Genomic DNA, 17,178 nt, shown 5'->3' with positions numbered 1-17,178 from the left:
CGCGAATCGGGTCAGTCAATACAATGGAGTCAATGCGAGAGGCTTACGCGCAAGGGATTCCCGTGGGGAACAGCAACCTTCACAAAAAAAGCACAGAAATTTCACAGAAAGGGTGGAGAACCGGTGATGCGGACTCGCCGGAATACCAAGCGACAGCCATTCGCGAATGGGCGAAAACCATTGCGGATTGGTAAACATCGTGAGCCGGTCCTGCTCAAGTCAACCATACTCCAATGCATTCGCGCGAGAAATCCGAGCATCGACAGAAGTTTTCCTTGATGGGTCGCCTATGGTATCCATTTGCTGAGACCGGCCGTAGGGCCATGAAATGATTGTTGGGCTGGGCCATCCTCGACGCTAGACCGGTCCAGCACTTTCAAACGCCTGCGCGACCTGACACCTTTCGTCCTCGCCCTCACTCCGCCGATCCGCTCTGCCCTCTCGATTCGGCAATGTGCAAACTCTTGTCGAACGGACCGTTGTCGGAAATAGGAGCGGCGCGTGCGGCATCTTGTTCATGCCTTCTTTAGTTGCAAGCGACGATCACGGCACACGACGAAGTCGGTCGGGGCTCCGCTAATCGCAGCCATGGCGAGCCGGTGGCGCGCACATAGTGGACATAACGTCACGAGTATTCGCCGAAAGCAAGCATCTTAGACGATGCGTCGACATGGCCAACTCGCTATGCCAGAGAACTTAGACATAGACGGTTAAAGTTAAGGTAAGCTTTGCTTGGCCTTCAATACAAAACTCATCTCATCGCGGTGCGCGTCGCCGCTTGTAGCCCTTGGGGCAAGAGCTTCCATGGCGTCAGAGGTATCGCATATGTTCACGGAGATTTATTTCAATGAATTTTTGGAAGGTTGCCATGACTGCCGCTTTGTTTGCTGCTGCATCCACATGGGCCGGAGATTTGACTGGCCCTCAGAATAACGCGGTTAGATCAGCAAAGCAGTATCTCATTATGCAAGCGTTCTCGCGGGACGGGCTTATTCATCAACTCTCATCGGATGCCGGGGACGGATACACGATTGCCGATGCTACGGTTGCCGTGGACAGTCTGAACGTTGACTGGAACCAGCAGGCAGTGAAGTCTGCGAAGCAGTATCTCAGCATGCAAGGCTTCTCGTGCAAAGGCCTCATTCGTCAACTTTCCTCAAATGCCGGAGACCGATATACCGGAAGTCAAGCAACCTACGGAGCAAGACAGGCTGGCGCTTGCTAAAATCTAGCGAGGGGGCTGAGGCGATTCCTCGCTTTTATAAAAGGCTTTCAGTTCGCGATATTTCAGCGATAAGGGCAATTACATTGCTAGGTATTTTCCCGGCCCTCTTGATTCTGAATTCCGATCCCCATTAAAGCTTAGCTGCCGGAGCCTACATACGCCGCAAATGCAACATGCAGGATAAGAACGCAAGCCGGTCAAACCCAATAATCAGATTTGTCGTCCGTTGGGCAACTGCGAGTCGCGCTGCCGACATCCACACTCGTGTAGGAAGTAGGTCAAGCGTGATTGCGCCGCACGCCCAGAGATCTCGTCGATCCGGAATTGCCGCGCCTATTTTCGTCATCCGTGTTGAATAGATCGCTAGAATCGAAAAGGCCGAGATGGTAGCGAGAATGTTCACGCCCCTTACCGCACTGCACGAAACTTTTGATTGCCGCGCGTGTTTCGAAGTCGCTGGCTACGCTACGCAGGTTCGCATCAGACACGGTCGAACAGACTTTCGAGATCGCATGGTCGGCGGATTCCTGCTTCCGTACGTTCAGGATGCTTTGCGCGCCCGGCGATGCGAGGCCTCGACTTGTGAGAATGCCGCGCTGCGTTGCTTCCAGCGCTGTTGCGACGCGGATGCGCTCGACGTGCGTAGCTGGTGCTTGAGCGCTAGGTCGCCTTGCGGATAGGAGCGGCTATCTTCTGCGCAAGCTACATCGAGGTATCCAAAAGTATGAGCGCTATATGCCCACGTAAGACTGCACTGAACCGTTCGTACAATGGTTTTCTTTTGGTCGGCGGTCTACCATGAGTTTGCGGATCCCAAGATCCCGCTAGACTGCAAGCAATACAACGTGCATAGGAAGAGCATTTGTTTGTGTTCCGACTAAGGGTCGTATCGCCGGACTTTGAACCGCATCGGTACGATCGGATTCGGGCGCGAGCGACCGGCGTCTTCTACGCGTGGGATATAAAAAGCCGCCGGCCAGGTGGCTCGCGGACGAAGGAAGGAAGGGAGGCTGTCCATGAAAAGGCGCAAGATTTTCACCCTACTGTGTGCGTGCGGTCATCGCGGCTTTATTGTCGAAAGCAGGGATAACACAATAATGCCACAGTGGCACTTCAATTTCGTCTGCGGTCTTTCCCATCTAGGAGAATATGAAGGACTCGATCCGCTGTTCGCCGATGCCACGCCCGCGTGCCTTTCCTGTGGTCAATCATTGGGACCGGAGAACATCGTGGCGCGAATAGACGAGCCCGTCACGGAAGAGCGGTCGGAGAGCATAGGCAGTTGCTAGCGGAATGAACACCTCACTTGAAGCAAAAGTCCGGTGACCACATCCTTCTTGAATGCCGCAGGAGCTTGCCATGTACATCTATGCGATCCATTATCGGGATGTCTACGATGAAGAGAAGTTGGCGGCAGCATCCGGCGCTTTTATTGACTTATACACTCCTTTTCCTGCCAGGAAGTGGATAAGGTCGTAACGGCTTTGACCGGTGCACATGCCACAAAGACGAACGGCTGGAGTTGGCCGACCATACTCATTCACAGAAGCCACCCGAAAGCAGCCGTTGGAGATTTCAGGCAGCTTCATAGCGCCCCCTTTAACCGGTGCTCTCGCCACAGTCCGCCGCTCGTCTAAACCGTGCAGCCGCCACTCGAACGGCTGGTTTTCCGGCGGACTCTAGGCGTACTTGTCGGCTATAGCGAACGCTGGAATGTTGGCCACTGTGAGGCAGCTGATAGGCGCTTTGCCGCCGTTTGCGCCGTGGTAGCGTCGAATGTCAGACGCCGGTGCGAGTGAACGAGTACTCGCGGACCCAGAAGGGACAGCGCACATACCTCGAAAACGAACCGGGCACTGGTTTGATCTCGCCTTCAGGCCCCTACCACATGGATCTGCGTATCGGGCTCGGTGATACGGAGAGAGTCAGCCGCGCCGGCCTAGGAGCATTGTTAGCATCCAACCGACTTGCAAGTCTCGCCGGAGCGAAATCGTTCACGGTCCGCGACACGTTGGTCAGAAAATCGCTTCAGCCAACTGTTGTCCTATGCGGCAATCGCACAATCGGAAACCTGAAATTGGAACTCCGGATGATCAAACTGTTTGCAAGCGACGGTTCTATGAAAGGAACCGTTTGGCTGCCGCTGCTGCGCATCTTGCCCCGAGGGGGCCGACCGAAATAGTACCTCCTGCATCTTCAAGAGTGGCACTGCGCATGCTAGTGCTCCCGGTGCGTGGGCAGCGTGAAGTGAAAAACGGCACCTCGGGGCAGATTGGCGGTCACCCACAACCGCCCCCGATGGGCCTCGATGATCGACCGGCAAATCGACAATCCCATCCCCATCCCGTGCACCTTGGTCGTAAACTGCGGTGTGAATATCAGATCGACAGCGCGCGGGTCAACACCCTTCCCCACGTCTTCGACCGACACCACCAGACTGTCGGAGTCGTAGACTTTCGACCTTAAGGAAATTACCCGGCCCCCATCTTCAGTGGCCATTGAATCGATCGCGTTCGTGATCAAATTCACGAGCAGCTGCTGCAACTGAACCTGGTTGCCCTCTATCGGTGGGAGCGATTGGCCGTAGTCGGTTTGAACCGCTACCCGATGCGTCTGCAGGTCGTCGCGCACGAGCGCCAGAGCTTCGCGGATCAGATTGTTGACGTCGAGCGAGGTCCGGGTTCGCGCATCCCTCTTGAAGAGCGTCCGAATATTCTCGATCACCGCGCCCGCACGGTGCCCGTCTTTCACGATCAGCTGTAATCCGGCTTTGGCCTCATCGATGTTGGGCGTCGCGCAATCAAGCCAGCGCAGGGTCGCACTGGCGTTTACAATCATCGCCGACAATGGCTGCTTGATCTCGTGCGCAACGGTGGCTGCGACCGCGTCCCCGGTCAGCAGACGCACCTCGCGCTCCCGGCGTTGGGCAAGGACTGCGCGCAGCAGTTCGCCGTATAGCATCGTCACTTCTTTTATCAGGATGAGCAGCACAAAGCTGCCGGAAAGCACGCCGTAAACTCGCCCGGCATACCAGCCGACACTAAAGCGGTACGGGATGGGAAAGGCGGTGAGGGAGATCTCGATGATATATGCGAACAAGACCAACATCAGCCAGAGATCGAGTACCGAGCGGTGCCGCAGCCATAGCAAGAGAAGCGCGCCGACGAATAATGCCGCCATCGGTCCGACCACGTAGTACCAGAGAGAGGAAACCTGCGCCGTGTCGAGCATGATGCGCGGGAGGAGCGCATGGCCTGTTGTAACGAAAACTGTTGCGCAACAGACCACCGCAGTAACTGATCCGACAGTCGTAAGGACCCTCGAACGAATGGAGCGTGGCGACAGCCACTCCATTGGATCGGCATCCTTCAGCAGTATGTAGATGATCGCGAACAGGGCGAAGCCCGCGTGTGACAGGACATAGAGCCAAACCGTACTCTGGAGGCCGCCGCCAAGGCCGCCCTCCGGCGCCAACACGCCTGGAAATGTGAGCGTCCAAGGAATTGCGATGAGCGCCGTCAGGAAATAGCCACCTGCCAGTGCGAGAAGCGCATGCGAGCGTAGGACGGAAAACTGCGCGAAGAGCAGGGCTGCGGTGATAGAGTCGATGACGAAGATCGCAGTGCCGTAGGCGGGTACAAAGGCGTCAACCCGCCTCAGCGGCAGACCCGAGAGCGGGCCTGCCAAGATGACAAAGACAACGAGCAGCACTAGCACAACGCAAAGCGCGAACCGCCTTTGAGCGACGCTGGGGGAAACATTCGAGAGTACAAACTCATGCGCCTGTAATCCGGCCGCTGACCTTTCCATGAACATATTCGCCTCATGTCGAAAGCCCGCTGTGGGCGGCAATTTCGAGTTCGCCGGCCTCTAGTTCGGAATCAGAGTTCCAGAACGTGGTACCTTTCCTACCCACCATTTGCCCGACGGATCGTCCGATCTCACTAGCTCGAAGTCGCATGGCGCCTCGATCCCAGTCTAATGCTAGCGATTACTTTCGCCAATGCGGGCAGACGCGAGTGCAATTGAGCGATATGGACGTCTCTCTGATCTGACCCTGATGAAAGATGCGCCGCCCGCCAAGGAAGTTGAGCGGAAACGACCCCGGAAGCGTCCCCGAAGGGAAGGCGATGTCCATTCCTTCGGAAAATATGTCCGCTCCGGACGCCGGCCCACCAGATCGCCATGTAGTGACAGGTGTGCAATTTCCTGTTCCCGGTGCGAAACGCGGGCAGCACGCTCGCGTCCCAGTAGACTCAAAAGCGTCGCGGTATCGACCCGAGTCGACCTGCGCGGCGACAAATGGAATGAACGCCCCAACCTACCGGGTGAGTGACGCCGAAGAGGCGGACTCTCACGGGCCGACGGCATCAAAGTGCCAAGATGGAAGATCACTGAGCCGAACTTCGCGATGCTAGCCATTGAGAATCCGTTCACTGAGAGTCGGCGCGCAATCGCAGCACCAATACCGGAGGTCGAACCGGTGACAAGCGCAACAGGGGGATGAGTTTTCACGGAGCCGCTGACAGGCACTGCAAGGTTTTTGACTGGCGTAGGTTATACCCATAGCCTCTCCGCGAGGCCGTCAACGCCGCTCGATGTCGCCGGCATTTAGCTTCGGGTCACAAATCGTTAGCGATTTGAGCGGAGATGTCGAACGGCAGGTTCTGGCCTGTCAATCGCTGGCCGGGATGGCTCTCGCGTATGCAGGCTGCCAGAATGATTCGCTCGATGTCGCGCAAAGGATGTTCGCCGGATAGTGAAGCCTGAGAGGGTTTCTTCGGGCGACTCAAGACGGAGTTGTTCTATCCTCGTGATTGGCGAACCACGACCATCGATCAATTCATCGAAATCGTTGACTCGTACATTCGCTGGTACAACGCAAAACGGATCAAACTGTCGCTCGGCTCCCTCAGCCCCGTCAAATACCGGCAGAGTCTTGGAATCGCGGCATAACTCAGTTCAAGAAAATAGGCGCGCCCCCTTCGGAGGATATTGTGTCCGACGTTGACACTGGCCGGATCCGGGCCGACGGCCAACGCACCAAATCAACACTTTTCGACAGCTGTCCTGCTTCCCACGGACAGCACTGACCCAAGCCGTGTGGAAAGCCGATGGAATTGCCATGCGACGCACGATCGGTGACCTCAGCGGCGCGTTTGGCTGCCTTTTCAGCCCATCACGGCGAACGCGAGAGGGCGAGGTTCCCCGATACGTTCTGGCGAGTGTAGGACGCTTTATTTCGGAACCTACTGGGTGCTCAAGCACCCAATCGCCGCATTGCCTTCATCGTCCTGCTGTAGCCCAGGATTTTCAGCACTCGAGTGAGATTGTAGGCGAGTACATTCGAACTCATCTCCGTACCTACGTTGGGCCATCTGCGCATCAGCAAGCGGGTGTAGCCCATCCAATGATTGAACGCATGAATCGGTGCCGAACGCAGTTCAACCTCGGCTGGACGAGACGCCTGATGCGATGACAGTGCGCAGGCGAACCGTCGAACATGTCTTCGGAACGAAACTGGCGTGGCTGCAGGAGCGTGGAGCGCAGATCATCAAAGCGCTCGCCAGCGGGCGGCGCATTGCGCGATCAGACGCCAAGCGAGGCCAGAGAACATGATTTACTCTTTGTCCGCTTCGTTTCGTCAGAAAAATGATAAGCAAAGGGACGTCGGCATGTCGATCCGGCACGAATCCAAGTTGTTCGCAGGCTGGGGAGGTGAGAATTTGTTGCAGCCCTGCCGGGCGCGAACACCTGTCGCGCTCATCTGATAGCAGACAAAATGCGGCAACGGCTTGAGCGGCAAGATTTCGAGCATATGCGGGTGAAGCCGATTCCTTCCACGGTCAGCGAGCAGGCGAGCACGACTTCGACGCATTGATCCGACGTGCGAAGGAATTGGGACGTATCCGTGTGCTCGTTAAATCGGCGGGAACCGATCAAAGGAAGCATCGAACCGCCGCGTACAGATTCACTACATTTCTCGCAGCGCCTTCAGCTACCAACCAGCCGTAACTACCTTTCCGACAGCACATGGCCTAAACCGAACGTGGCATTGCTGCAGTACAAGAGCGATTGTGAAGGCGTATGGTTCGATGAGGTCGATGAGAAGTACTCAACCCAGACCTCAACTGCTGTAACAGGCGCACTGGCCCGAAGGACCGGGAAGAATAGACATTTCCACAACAGATTTGTTATTGCGTAACGAGTGCACCAAGTAGGCCCGATATTTGCAAACCATTCGTCCGACCGCACCAGAAGCGCATACGGGCGGGCACTCTCCCATCGCAACTGCCACGCCACGCTACATTTTCAAGTCGTGCATCCACCGTATCGTGCCGTGCACGTCGAAAATGCACTGCGTAATATAGGGGCTCTCATAATTTGGTTCCGGGTACTGCCGATAACAAAGTGATAAATAAAGCTCGAGTTGAACTCCTTCCGATGCACGAAAAAAAAGAGTGCGATATTTCCGAGGCGAACGTTGGTGCACCTTACTAAAGGCCAACATCATGTCATGCGTACCGACGGCCATCTACTGGTGGTTGGCGGTCCGGGATCAGGCAAGACAAGTGTTGCGATCCTAAAAGCCGCAAAGGTCTCTGGGAGCGAACTGGCGGCAGGGCAGAACATCCTCTTCGTCAGTTTTGCGCGGACATCTCTCGCGCGCGTTGAAGCGGCCATCGAACGCGAACATAAGATGGCTATGGAAGAGAAGCGTCGTCTCGACTTCGAGACGTACCATTCATTCTTCTGGCGTATCGTGAAGGATCATGGGCATCTTATCGGCCTACCAAGACGAATCGATGTACTCACTCCACCCGCAGAAGCCATCGCGCTCTCAGACACCCGTGCGCGGTTTCCGGGAAGAAAGCTGACCGATGGACAAATAGAGGCGAAACGCCTCGCTGAAGAGCGAGAGCGCGCACGTCTGGCAATGGACGAAGGACGAGTCTGCTTTGATCTGTTTGCAACATATGCCGGTGACATCCTGTGTACGAGCGAATGCGTGTCTCGCCTCGTAGCCGAGATGTATCCTGTCGTCATCTTGGACGAATTCCAGGACATAAACAGTGCCCAATGGCGGGTGATACGTGAACTGGGCCGCCGCTGCCGACTCATGGCACTTGGCGACCCCGGGCAGCGAATCTATGACGAGATCGGCGCGGATCCGGGCCGCCTTGATCAATTCCGGAACGTCTTTAATCCAGTTAATGTCGACCTGATGTTCGACAATCATCGCAGCTGCGGTACAGAAATCGGTACGTATGGTGATGATCTCCTGACCGGGCGAATCCACCAAAAGATCTACGAAGGCGTCACGATCCGGTACTTTGAGCCGTACATGGCTCCAGCTACTGCAATGCTCGTAACAGCTACTTGCGCCGCACAGCAGCGCCTCGTAAATCGAGGCTCCAAGGATTGGTCAGTGGCAATCCTGGTTCCGACGAACAAGATGACCCAACTTGTCTCGCATGCTCTGCGTCTTCCTCGACTTGGCGTGCCCGAGATGTTTCACAACGCGGTAGTCGAGATGGAAGCCGCTATTCTTGCGGCAGACGTCATCGCGCTACTGATGCAACCAGCTTCAAGTCCCCGTCATTTTGCGCAGTTTATGGATCTGCTTAGCCACTATTATCTGGGTAAAGGAGGCGACGAGCCGAGGCACGAAGCCTTCAATGAAGCCGCACGCTTACGCAAGGCATATGAGGAACTGTTTGTGGCACAGACTAACGGCAAGACAATTCGCAAGAACAGCATTATCGTGAACGTTCTGGCGGTGTATGACCAGGTTTGTGCGTTAAAACTGACGGGTGACCCTGACGCTGACTGGCGCGCGGTCAGAAGCGTGCTGGAGGGAGGCGCGTGTAGACGCCTGAGTGAAGTGGCTGAAGACGCAAGGAGTATTAGCCTATTCCAGCCTGGCACGCACTTGCATCAGACCCTGTCGCACGACTGGAGGAACAATGGCGGATACCGTAACGCCCTCGAAATCGCGAGGGAGGCCTTCATGCGACAGCATTTCTCGACTGACGCGAAACCCGAGTCGGGCATCATCGTCATGAACATGGACAAGGCCAAGGGAAAGGAGTTCGACGAAGTGATCATCTTCGAAGGATGGCCGGTGCGCCGTAAGGGACTGTCGCCCTTCAATGGCGACCGGATCGTGCGCCTGAATGTACGCGAAAACATTAATGAAAAGGCCCGTCAGTCGCTCCGTGTGGGTGTCACGCGCGCGAAGCACCATGTAACGATTCTGACACCGCGAACCGATCCTTGCATCCTGCTTGCTACCGGATCCATTGAGCGGAATCTAAAGCAAGTTGAGACGTGAGGGGCGCGCGATGCATCTCAATGACTTCAGCGCCCTCCCACCAGTATCCGAGGCATCATGAGAATACTTCGAACGTATGTTGTTGTGGTTGGAGAAGGCGGCGCAGGGCTGCTGCCCGGCACTGCCCGTGGGAGCCTACACGCACCTATCCGCTCCGAGGCTACACTTGGAATAGCCGGCAGACTTTTTTGCCGCGAACCGCACATAAGGTCAATTCATCTCCTTGAGTCTCGACTGCCGCGGCGTTCTGCACTTGCCACGTCCCACATATCATGACCGATTCGATTCACGACGCTCACGACATCCAGACTGTCCGCACCTGGATGCAAGACTTTCAGACACGGATCGCCGACGCGCTGGGTGAGTTTGACGGCACGCCGTTCGCCATCGACAGCTGGCAACGCGCGCCCGACGAGAATCTGCGCGGCGGCGGCTGCACGCGCATTCTGGAGGATGGTGCGTTCTTCGAGCGCGCCGGCATCGGCTTTTCGGACGTGCAAGGCGACGCGCTGCCCGGCTCGGCGAGCGCGCTGCGCCCGCAACTTGTTGGGCGCGGCTTCGAAGCAATGGGCGTGTCGCTTGTGCTGCATCCGCGCAACCCTTTCTGCCCGACCGTTCACATGAACGTGCGCCTCATCGTCGCGACGAAAGAACGCGAAGCGCCCGTGTTCTGGTTCGGCGGAGGCATGGATCTGACGCCCTATTACGGCTTCGAAGAAGACGTCCAGCATTTTCACCGCGTCTGCCGCGATGCGCTGCAACCGTACGGCTCCGACCTCTATCCTCGTTTTAAGCGCTGGTGCGACGACTATTTCTTCCTGAAGCATCGCAACGAACCGCGCGGCATTGGCGGGATTTTCTTCGACGATTTCGCGGAGCCCGGCTTCGAGCAGTCGTTTGCGATGATCAAGAGCGTCGGCGATGCGTTCCTGAATGCGTATCTGCCCATCATCGCAAAACGCCGCGAGACGCCGTACGGCGAAGCCCAGCGCGAATTTCAGGCTTACCGGCGCGGCCGCTACGTCGAATTCAACCTCGTGTTCGACCGTGGCACGCTGTTCGGGCTGCAAAGCGGCGGCCGCACGGAATCGATCCTATTGTCGATGCCGCCTGTCGTGAAATGGCGCTACGACTGGCAGCCCGAGCCGGGTACACCGGAAGCGCGCCTGTACAGCGACTTTCTCGTGTCCCGCGAGTGGGTCTGACGCACTGCGTCGCGCAGCCCTCGCTCCCAACGCCAGCAAAAGGACCGCAACTAAATGCAAACCGCTCATTCCAGCGCCGGGAAACGGGAATTGCACCGCCGCGTCGGCATACTCAACGGCAAGTTCTCCAATCCATGACAATCATCGCGCGCTCGGGCGGTGTTTAGCCGACGCACTCGCGATCTGACCGAACTCGTGATAATGCCCACCGACCCAGCGGTGGCGGAAAGCACATGTGTCTGTGACGGCGCACCGACTCGCCATGACCCGCACGCCGCCCCGTGTCGCTGACACTGCCAGACGTGACGACCAGGGTCGCCACGGCGCACGACAGTCGAACCCTACATCGTCAATACGCGGCGACGCTTGGACTAGCCCGGCGGATAAGGAGCGCCGACCTCGCTGCTGATCGACACGGCCCTGCCAGTTCCGCTCGAAGCTTCGCGCGATAGGGGACAACTGTTCGACTACGCATATTTCGCGGCGACGAACCGTCACGGTCTCGACCGCACGGCCGTGATGCCCGTAGCGATCGAAGCGATTCCGTTACGGCGTAACCACTCTTAAGAGCAAGCATGAACCTCTCTCTGCCTTAATAGATAATCATTTCCTTGGTATGAGTTGTCAGGAAGCCCAACCGCCTGGACTTCGACGTTCAAGCCTCTGCGTAAACGGGCGCGAATTATCTGTAGGAAAGGAGCTGTGCCATGCTTGTCCCGCGTCGAACGGCACCCTCACTTGTCGTTGATACCGTGAACCACGGTTCGTTCGATTTAGCCTCACAGAGGCCGGGACGAATGACGTTAATCTATTTTTATCGAGGTCTCCACTGCAGGATTTGCGCAGCATATCTCGAGGAGCTGGAACGCCTGACGCCGCAATTCGCTGAACGAGGCGTCACGACTATTGCCATCAGTTCTGATAGCAAGGCTCGGGCGAGAGGGACGCAGAAAAAGATTGAAGCTAACCACTTGCGCATCGGTTACGGACTTCCACTAACCGAAGCTCGGAAATGGGGTCTCTTTATCTCGACATCTCGTGGCAAGTCATCTATTGGAATCGAAGAGCTTGAAATCTTCTTTGAGTCTGGCGTGTTTCTGGTGCGTGCCGACCGGACGATTTACTATCTTTCGGTTCAGTCGCTTCCTTTCGTGCGCCCCAATTTCAAGGAACTGCTGCACGCCCTCGATTTCGCGATCGAGCATGATTATCCGGCGCGTGGCGAGTACGTCGGTGTGGCGTGATCTCGATACGGGAGCCGCAGACCGACCGTTAGCGGTCGGTCCGCGGGTACCGTTTTCAGCACCGCATCACGATTGCCTTTCCATCGCCACAACGGTCAGTGTTCCGTTGACATTTTCGATGCGCACTTTGACTCGATCGCCTTCGTGAACTCGTTTGACCATGTCGGCGTCCTTCACCTTGAACGCCATGGTCATCGGCGGCATGCCGACGTTTTCGAGCGCGCCATGCTTCAGCGTGACCATGCCTGCGGCGGCATCGACGTTTCTCACCTCGGCATCAGTCATCGCCGCATCGGACGGTGCTTTCATTGCCGAAGGCTTTCCTGACATACTCATTCCGGCCATCCCATCATCTGCGTATACGGGTGCGGTGACCACGGCCGCGAAAGCCGAAAACGCGACAATCATCTTCTTCATTAAAGTTCTCCTGTTTCAGTTGATGGCACTTTCGCGCCGGACGGTACTGCATGAGAAAATCGCGTGTCCTAGCTTCGTGCAACGCGACGGCGCTGCAACAGGAACCAGGCTGCGGGAATGACAAACATCGAGAGGATGGGAGCGGTCACCATCCCGCCAACCATCGGTGCGGCAATGCGCTGCATCACTTCGGAGCCCGCTCCATGCCCGACCATGATGGGAATCAGACCAGCGAGCACAACTGCAACCGTCATGGCTTTCGGTCGAACGCGCAGCACAGCGCCTTCACGGATCGCCTCGAGCAGTGTGGCCTCATCGAGAGGCTCACCGAGTTCAAGTCGCCGGTTTAGAGCGCCCTTCAGATAAAGCAGCATGACGACGCCGAACTCTGCCGCTACACCCGCGAGCGCGATGAATCCCACAGAAGTCGCGACGGATACCGCATGACCCAGTATCCAGACGAGCCAGAATCCGCCGACCAGCGCGAACGGCACGGTCGACATCAGCAGAAGCGCGTCAGCTGCCGAGTTGAAGGTGAGAAAAAGCAGCACGAAGATGACGACCAGCGTGACCGGAATGACGGCGCGCAACTTTGCCGCCGCTCGCTCCAGGTACTCGAACTGTCCCGACCACGCTATCGAATACCCTGGCGGCAACCGGACCTTCTCCGCGACGGCGCGCTGCATCGCCTTCACGGCCGACTGCAGGTCCACGTCCCGGATATCGACGTACACGTAACCCGAAAGCCGCGCGTTTTCGCTGCGAATCGACGGCGGCCCATCGACAATCTGCAGGTTGGCGACATCGCCCAGCTGTATTTGCGCGCCACGGTCGGTCACGACGGGTAACTGACGCAGCCGCTCGAGCGAGTCTCGGACCTCGCGTGGATATCGGATGTTGATGGGAAAGCGCTCCCGTCCCGTAATGACCTCGCCGACGTTTTCTCCACCCACTGCTGATGACACCACTGACTGAACGTCGGCCACGGAGAGTCCATAGCGCGCAGCCGCCTGCCGGTTGATGTCGACGTTGATGTACCGGCCACCATTCACGCGCTCGGCCAGCGCGAACGACACGCCCGGCACATCTTTCACCACGGCCTCAACCTGCGTGGCAATCCGGTCAATCTGTGTGAGGTCAGCGCCGGAGATTTTCACGCCAACGGGGGACTTGATACCGGTCGAGAGCATGTCCAGACGGTTGCGGATAGGCGGAACCCAGAGATTCGACAACCCTGGTACTTTCACGGTCCGGTCGAGCTCGTCCCTCAGCTTCTCCGGCGTCATGCCGGGTCGCCACTGGCTGCGTGGTTTGAACACAATCGTGGTTTCAAACATTTCGAGCCCAGGAGCCGGGTCGGTCGCCGTTTCAGCACGCCCCGACTTGCCGAATACGGTGGCGACCTCGGGCACCGTCTTGATGAGCCGGTCGGTCTGCTGCAGCAGTTCGGCGGCTTTCTCGGTCGAGATGCTGGGAAGCGCCGTTGGCATGTAGAGCAGGTCACCCTCGTCAAGCTGGGGCAAAAACTCTCCTCCGAGTCGCGACAGCGGAATCGCAGTCAGCACGAGCGCGACGACTGCGAGTCCGATAGCGAACCAGGGTCGGCGCAACGTCGCTTCGAGCAATGGCCGATAAAGACGCACCAGTACGCGATTGATGGGATTTGAGGCTTCGTGCGGGATGCGTCCACGAATCAGATAGCCCATCAGCACCGGCACCAGCGTCACCGAGAGGCCAGCCGCCGCCGCAATCGTGTAGGTCTTCGTGAACGCCAGCGGCGAGAACAGCCGGCCCTCCTGCCCCTCCAGCGAAAAAACCGGGATAAAAGACAGTGTGATGATGAGCAGCGAGAAGAAAAGCGCCGGCCCGACCTCCGCCGCTGACGCCGCAATCAGTTCCCATCGCTGCGCCGTCGTAATGGGCCTGTCTGGATGCGCGTGCTCGTACGCCTCCAGGTGCTTGTGCGCGTTCTCAATCATCACGATGGCCGCGTCAATCATCGCGCCGATGGCAATTGCAATGCCACCCAGGGACATGATGTTCGCGTTCACGCCCTGATAGCGCATCACGATGAAGGCGGCGAGCACGCCGAGCGGCAGCGACAGGACCGCGACGAACGCGCTGCGCAGATGGAACAGGAAGACAGCACACACGATTGCGACGACGATGAACTCCTCGATGAGCTTGTCCTTGAGGTTGTCCACCGCGCGTTCGATAAGCTGAGAACGGTCGTAGGTCGTCACCACTTCGACGCCTTGCGGCAGCGAGCGCTTCAGCTCGGCCAGTTTGGTCTTCACCGCTTCGATGGTTGTCAGTGCATTCTTGCCGGAACGCATGACGACGACGCCACCGGCTACCTCGCCCTGGCCATTCAGTTCGGCAATGCCCCGGCGCGGCTCCGGGCCAATCTGGATACGCGCGACATCGCCCAGCAGCACGGGTGTGCCTGCGTCATTCGCTCGCAACACGACATTGCGGAAGTCATCGAGGGAATGCAGATATCCGGAAGAACGGACCACATACTCAGACTCGGCGAGTTCGACCACCGAGCCGCCGGACTCCTGGTTGGCCTCGCCCAGTGCATCGGCCACCATCCCTTGCGTGATGCCGTATGCACGCAGTTTGTCCGGGTCGAGCACGACCTGGTACTGGCGCACCATGCCGCCGATGCTCGCCACCTCCGATACGTCCGGCACGGACTTGAGCTCGAACTTCAGGAACCAGTCGTTAAGTGCCCGAAGCTCGCCGAGGTCGTGCCGACCCGTGCGGTCGACCAATGCGTACTCGTAGACCCAGCCCACGCCGGTAGCGTCCGGACCAAGTGAAACCGTCGCGCCCGGCGGCAAGCGGCTTTGCACCTGGTTAAGGTATTCGAGCACGCGGGAGCGGGCCCAGTACTGGTCGGTCTTATCATCGAACAGCACGTACACGAACGCGTCACCAAACGACGAGTAGGCGCGGATGGTTTTCGCACCCGGCACGCCAAGCAACGTCGTCGTGAGCGGATACGTGACCTGGTCCTCGATGACCTGAGGCGCCTTGCCCGGATACGACGCCTTGATGATGACCTGGGTATCCGACAGGTCAGGTAACGCGTCGAGTGGCGTTTCCTTGAGCGAATACACGCCCCATGCCGTGATGAGCACAGTCGCGAGCAGCACCAGAAACCGGTTGTGTATGGACCAGCGGATAAGGCGTGCAATCATTTCGCGCCTCCCATTGGTTCGACCTTTGTCAGCTCGTATCCGTCGCCGGACTTTTTGAAGACGAAATGCGCCGTCTGGCCGGGCTTCACATCCGCGAACGCGTCGGACGCCGGCTTGTTGAATGACATCGTCATCGCGGGCCAGCCGAGCGCCGGCACGGGCTGATGCGAGAATGTGATGTCCGCAGGGGTCACCTTTTCGACCTTGCCGGTGGTCTCGTAGTTTTGTGCGGCAGCGGGCGAGGAAGACGCTTCCGGCGCACTTGCACCTGTACCACCGCTGCCCTCGAGTCTGGGCAGGATGCCCTTCAGGCTGGCTTCCGAGTCAATCAGGAACTGGCCTGACGCAACGACCGTGTCTCCGTCATTCAGGCCGCTGGTGACTTCGGTCAGGTTGCCGACATCATTTCCGACGGCGACGTTGACCGGCTGCAGATGGCCGTCAGCATGCTTGACGATAACGACCGAGCGCTTGCCTGTCGTGATGACGGCTTCAGACGGCACAAGCAGCCGCGAGACCGGCTTCTGCGCCGCGACGCGCACGCGCATCAGCATGCCGGGCGTGAGTTTCAAGGCGGAGTTATCGATTTCCAGTCGCGCCTGCAGTGTGCGGCTCGTGGTGCTTATGCCGGGCAGGATTTCGCGAATCTGCCCCTTGAAATGCTGGGTCGCGTCACCGCTGAACGTCGCGTCAACGGTCATACCAGGACGCACGGTGAGCGCCAAGTTCTCGGGAATTTCGACGATGAGCCAGAGCTTCGAAAGCCCCGCGACCTTCGCCAGCGTCTGGCCGGGCAACACCTGCGCACCGTCCCGGACATTCAGTTCACTCACCACGCCCGTCTCGGGCGACGACAGGACGATATGCGTCTGCGCCTTGCCGGTGCGGTCGAGACTCGCGATGACGCTCTCAGGAATGGACAGCGCCCGCATGCGCGCGCGCGAGGCTTCCTGCAAACCCATATCCATCCCGCCGCGCTTGAGCGACAGATACTCTTCCTGAGGTGCCAGCCAGTCCGGCACAAAGAGCGAAGCAATCGGTGCACCCTTCGAGATGCGTTGCATCGGAGCGCTCGCGTACAAGCGGTCGATGTAGCCCGTGACGCGCGTCTGCACAACGTCGGCCTGTGATTCATCGAATTGCGTGGTGCCGACGGCGTCGAATCCTTCCGTTGTTTCCTCGCGCTGCACGCTCGCGTAGCGGATGCCCAGGTTTTGCTGGAGCCCCGGGTCGATCTTGACGCCGGTCGAGCTGCCACCTTCATCCGCGTAGACGGGCTCGAGTTGCATGTCCATGAAAGGCGACTTGCCTGGTTTGTCGAAGTGCTGGTTCGGCACCATCGGGTCGTGCCAGTACAGCACCTTCTTGCCAGTTTTCGGGTCGACCTTGTCGCCCGAAGCAGTGCTCGCGGCAGGATTCATGGATGCGGCCATATCAGTCGTCGAGGCGTGATGGGTGCCCGCGAAGTAGCCCGCACCGAGCAATGCCGCGCCGGCAAACACCAGTAGAACCGCGCGGACCAGTGGTTTATTCATCATCGTTCTCT

The 17,178-nt window shown here is 58.1% G+C and carries 7 protein-coding genes and 3 pseudogenes; 5 read left to right on the top strand and 5 right to left on the bottom strand.

Translation table 11 applies throughout. The features are described 5' to 3' along the window. The first annotated feature begins 847 nt into the window (after positions 1-847). On the top strand, positions 848-1,225 hold the full coding sequence (locus FRZ40_RS43510) for an Ltp family lipoprotein (protein ID WP_147238395.1): 378 nt from the start codon (positions 848-850) through the stop codon (positions 1,223-1,225). Between the two features lie 2,217 nt (positions 1,226-3,442). On the opposite strand, the gene FRZ40_RS43505 is transcribed toward FRZ40_RS43510, so the two are convergent. Beyond that, the gene (locus FRZ40_RS43505) at positions 3,443-5,041 is read right to left on the bottom strand and encodes an MASE4 domain-containing protein (RefSeq protein WP_205019847.1); all 1,599 of its coding nucleotides are present in this window, start codon (positions 5,039-5,041) and stop codon (positions 3,443-3,445) included. Positions 5,042-5,905: 864 nt separating this feature from the next. Here FRZ40_RS43505 and FRZ40_RS43495 point away from each other — a divergent pair. Continuing rightward, a pseudogene (locus FRZ40_RS43495) lies at positions 5,906-6,181 on the top strand (IS3 family transposase); the annotation flags it as partial. 304 nt (positions 6,182-6,485) lie between these two features. Here FRZ40_RS43495 and FRZ40_RS45680 read toward each other — a convergent pair. Beyond that, a pseudogene (locus FRZ40_RS45680) lies at positions 6,486-6,644 on the bottom strand (IS5/IS1182 family transposase); the annotation flags it as partial. Between the two features lie 1,098 nt (positions 6,645-7,742). On the opposite strand from FRZ40_RS45680, the gene FRZ40_RS43485 reads away from it, so the two are divergent. The 3 genes from FRZ40_RS43485 to FRZ40_RS43475 all read left to right on the top strand — a co-directional run bounded on the left by FRZ40_RS43485 (position 7,743) and on the right by FRZ40_RS43475 (position 12,009). Then, entirely contained in the window at positions 7,743-9,560 is a 1,818-nt protein-coding gene (locus FRZ40_RS43485) for a UvrD-helicase domain-containing protein (protein ID WP_205019846.1), read from the top strand. Between the two features lie 272 nt (positions 9,561-9,832). Continuing rightward, entirely contained in the window at positions 9,833-10,765 is a 933-nt protein-coding gene (hemF, locus tag FRZ40_RS43480; protein WP_147238392.1) for an oxygen-dependent coproporphyrinogen oxidase, read from the top strand. Positions 10,766-11,472: 707 nt separating this feature from the next. Continuing rightward, positions 11,473-12,009, top strand: a complete 537-nt coding sequence (locus FRZ40_RS43475) for a peroxiredoxin-like family protein (protein WP_147238391.1) — start codon at positions 11,473-11,475, stop codon at positions 12,007-12,009. A 66-nt stretch (positions 12,010-12,075) separates the two neighbouring features. On the opposite strand, the gene FRZ40_RS43470 is transcribed toward FRZ40_RS43475, so the two are convergent. From FRZ40_RS43470 to FRZ40_RS43460, 3 genes and pseudogenes are all read right to left on the bottom strand, one after another. Beyond that, positions 12,076-12,426: a copper-binding protein gene (locus FRZ40_RS43470; RefSeq protein ID WP_147238390.1), complete on the bottom strand. Its 351-nt coding sequence runs from the start codon at positions 12,424-12,426 to the stop codon at positions 12,076-12,078. Continuing rightward, positions 12,426-15,632 (bottom strand): annotated as a pseudogene (locus FRZ40_RS43465) (efflux RND transporter permease subunit). Before FRZ40_RS43465 ends, FRZ40_RS43470 begins: the two are co-directional and overlap by 1 nt. Next, positions 15,629-17,170, bottom strand: a complete 1,542-nt coding sequence (locus tag FRZ40_RS43460) for an efflux RND transporter periplasmic adaptor subunit (protein WP_147238593.1) — start codon at positions 17,168-17,170, stop codon at positions 15,629-15,631. Before FRZ40_RS43460 ends, FRZ40_RS43465 begins: the two are co-directional and overlap by 4 nt. Positions 17,171-17,178: the final 8 nt, after the last annotated feature.

The organism is Paraburkholderia azotifigens (genome assembly GCF_007995085.1).
Taxonomy (GTDB): Bacteria; Pseudomonadota; Gammaproteobacteria; order Burkholderiales; family Burkholderiaceae; genus Paraburkholderia; species Paraburkholderia azotifigens.
The sequence above is the reverse complement of the archived record's forward strand: the minus strand, read 5'-3'. Positions and strand labels throughout refer to the sequence as shown.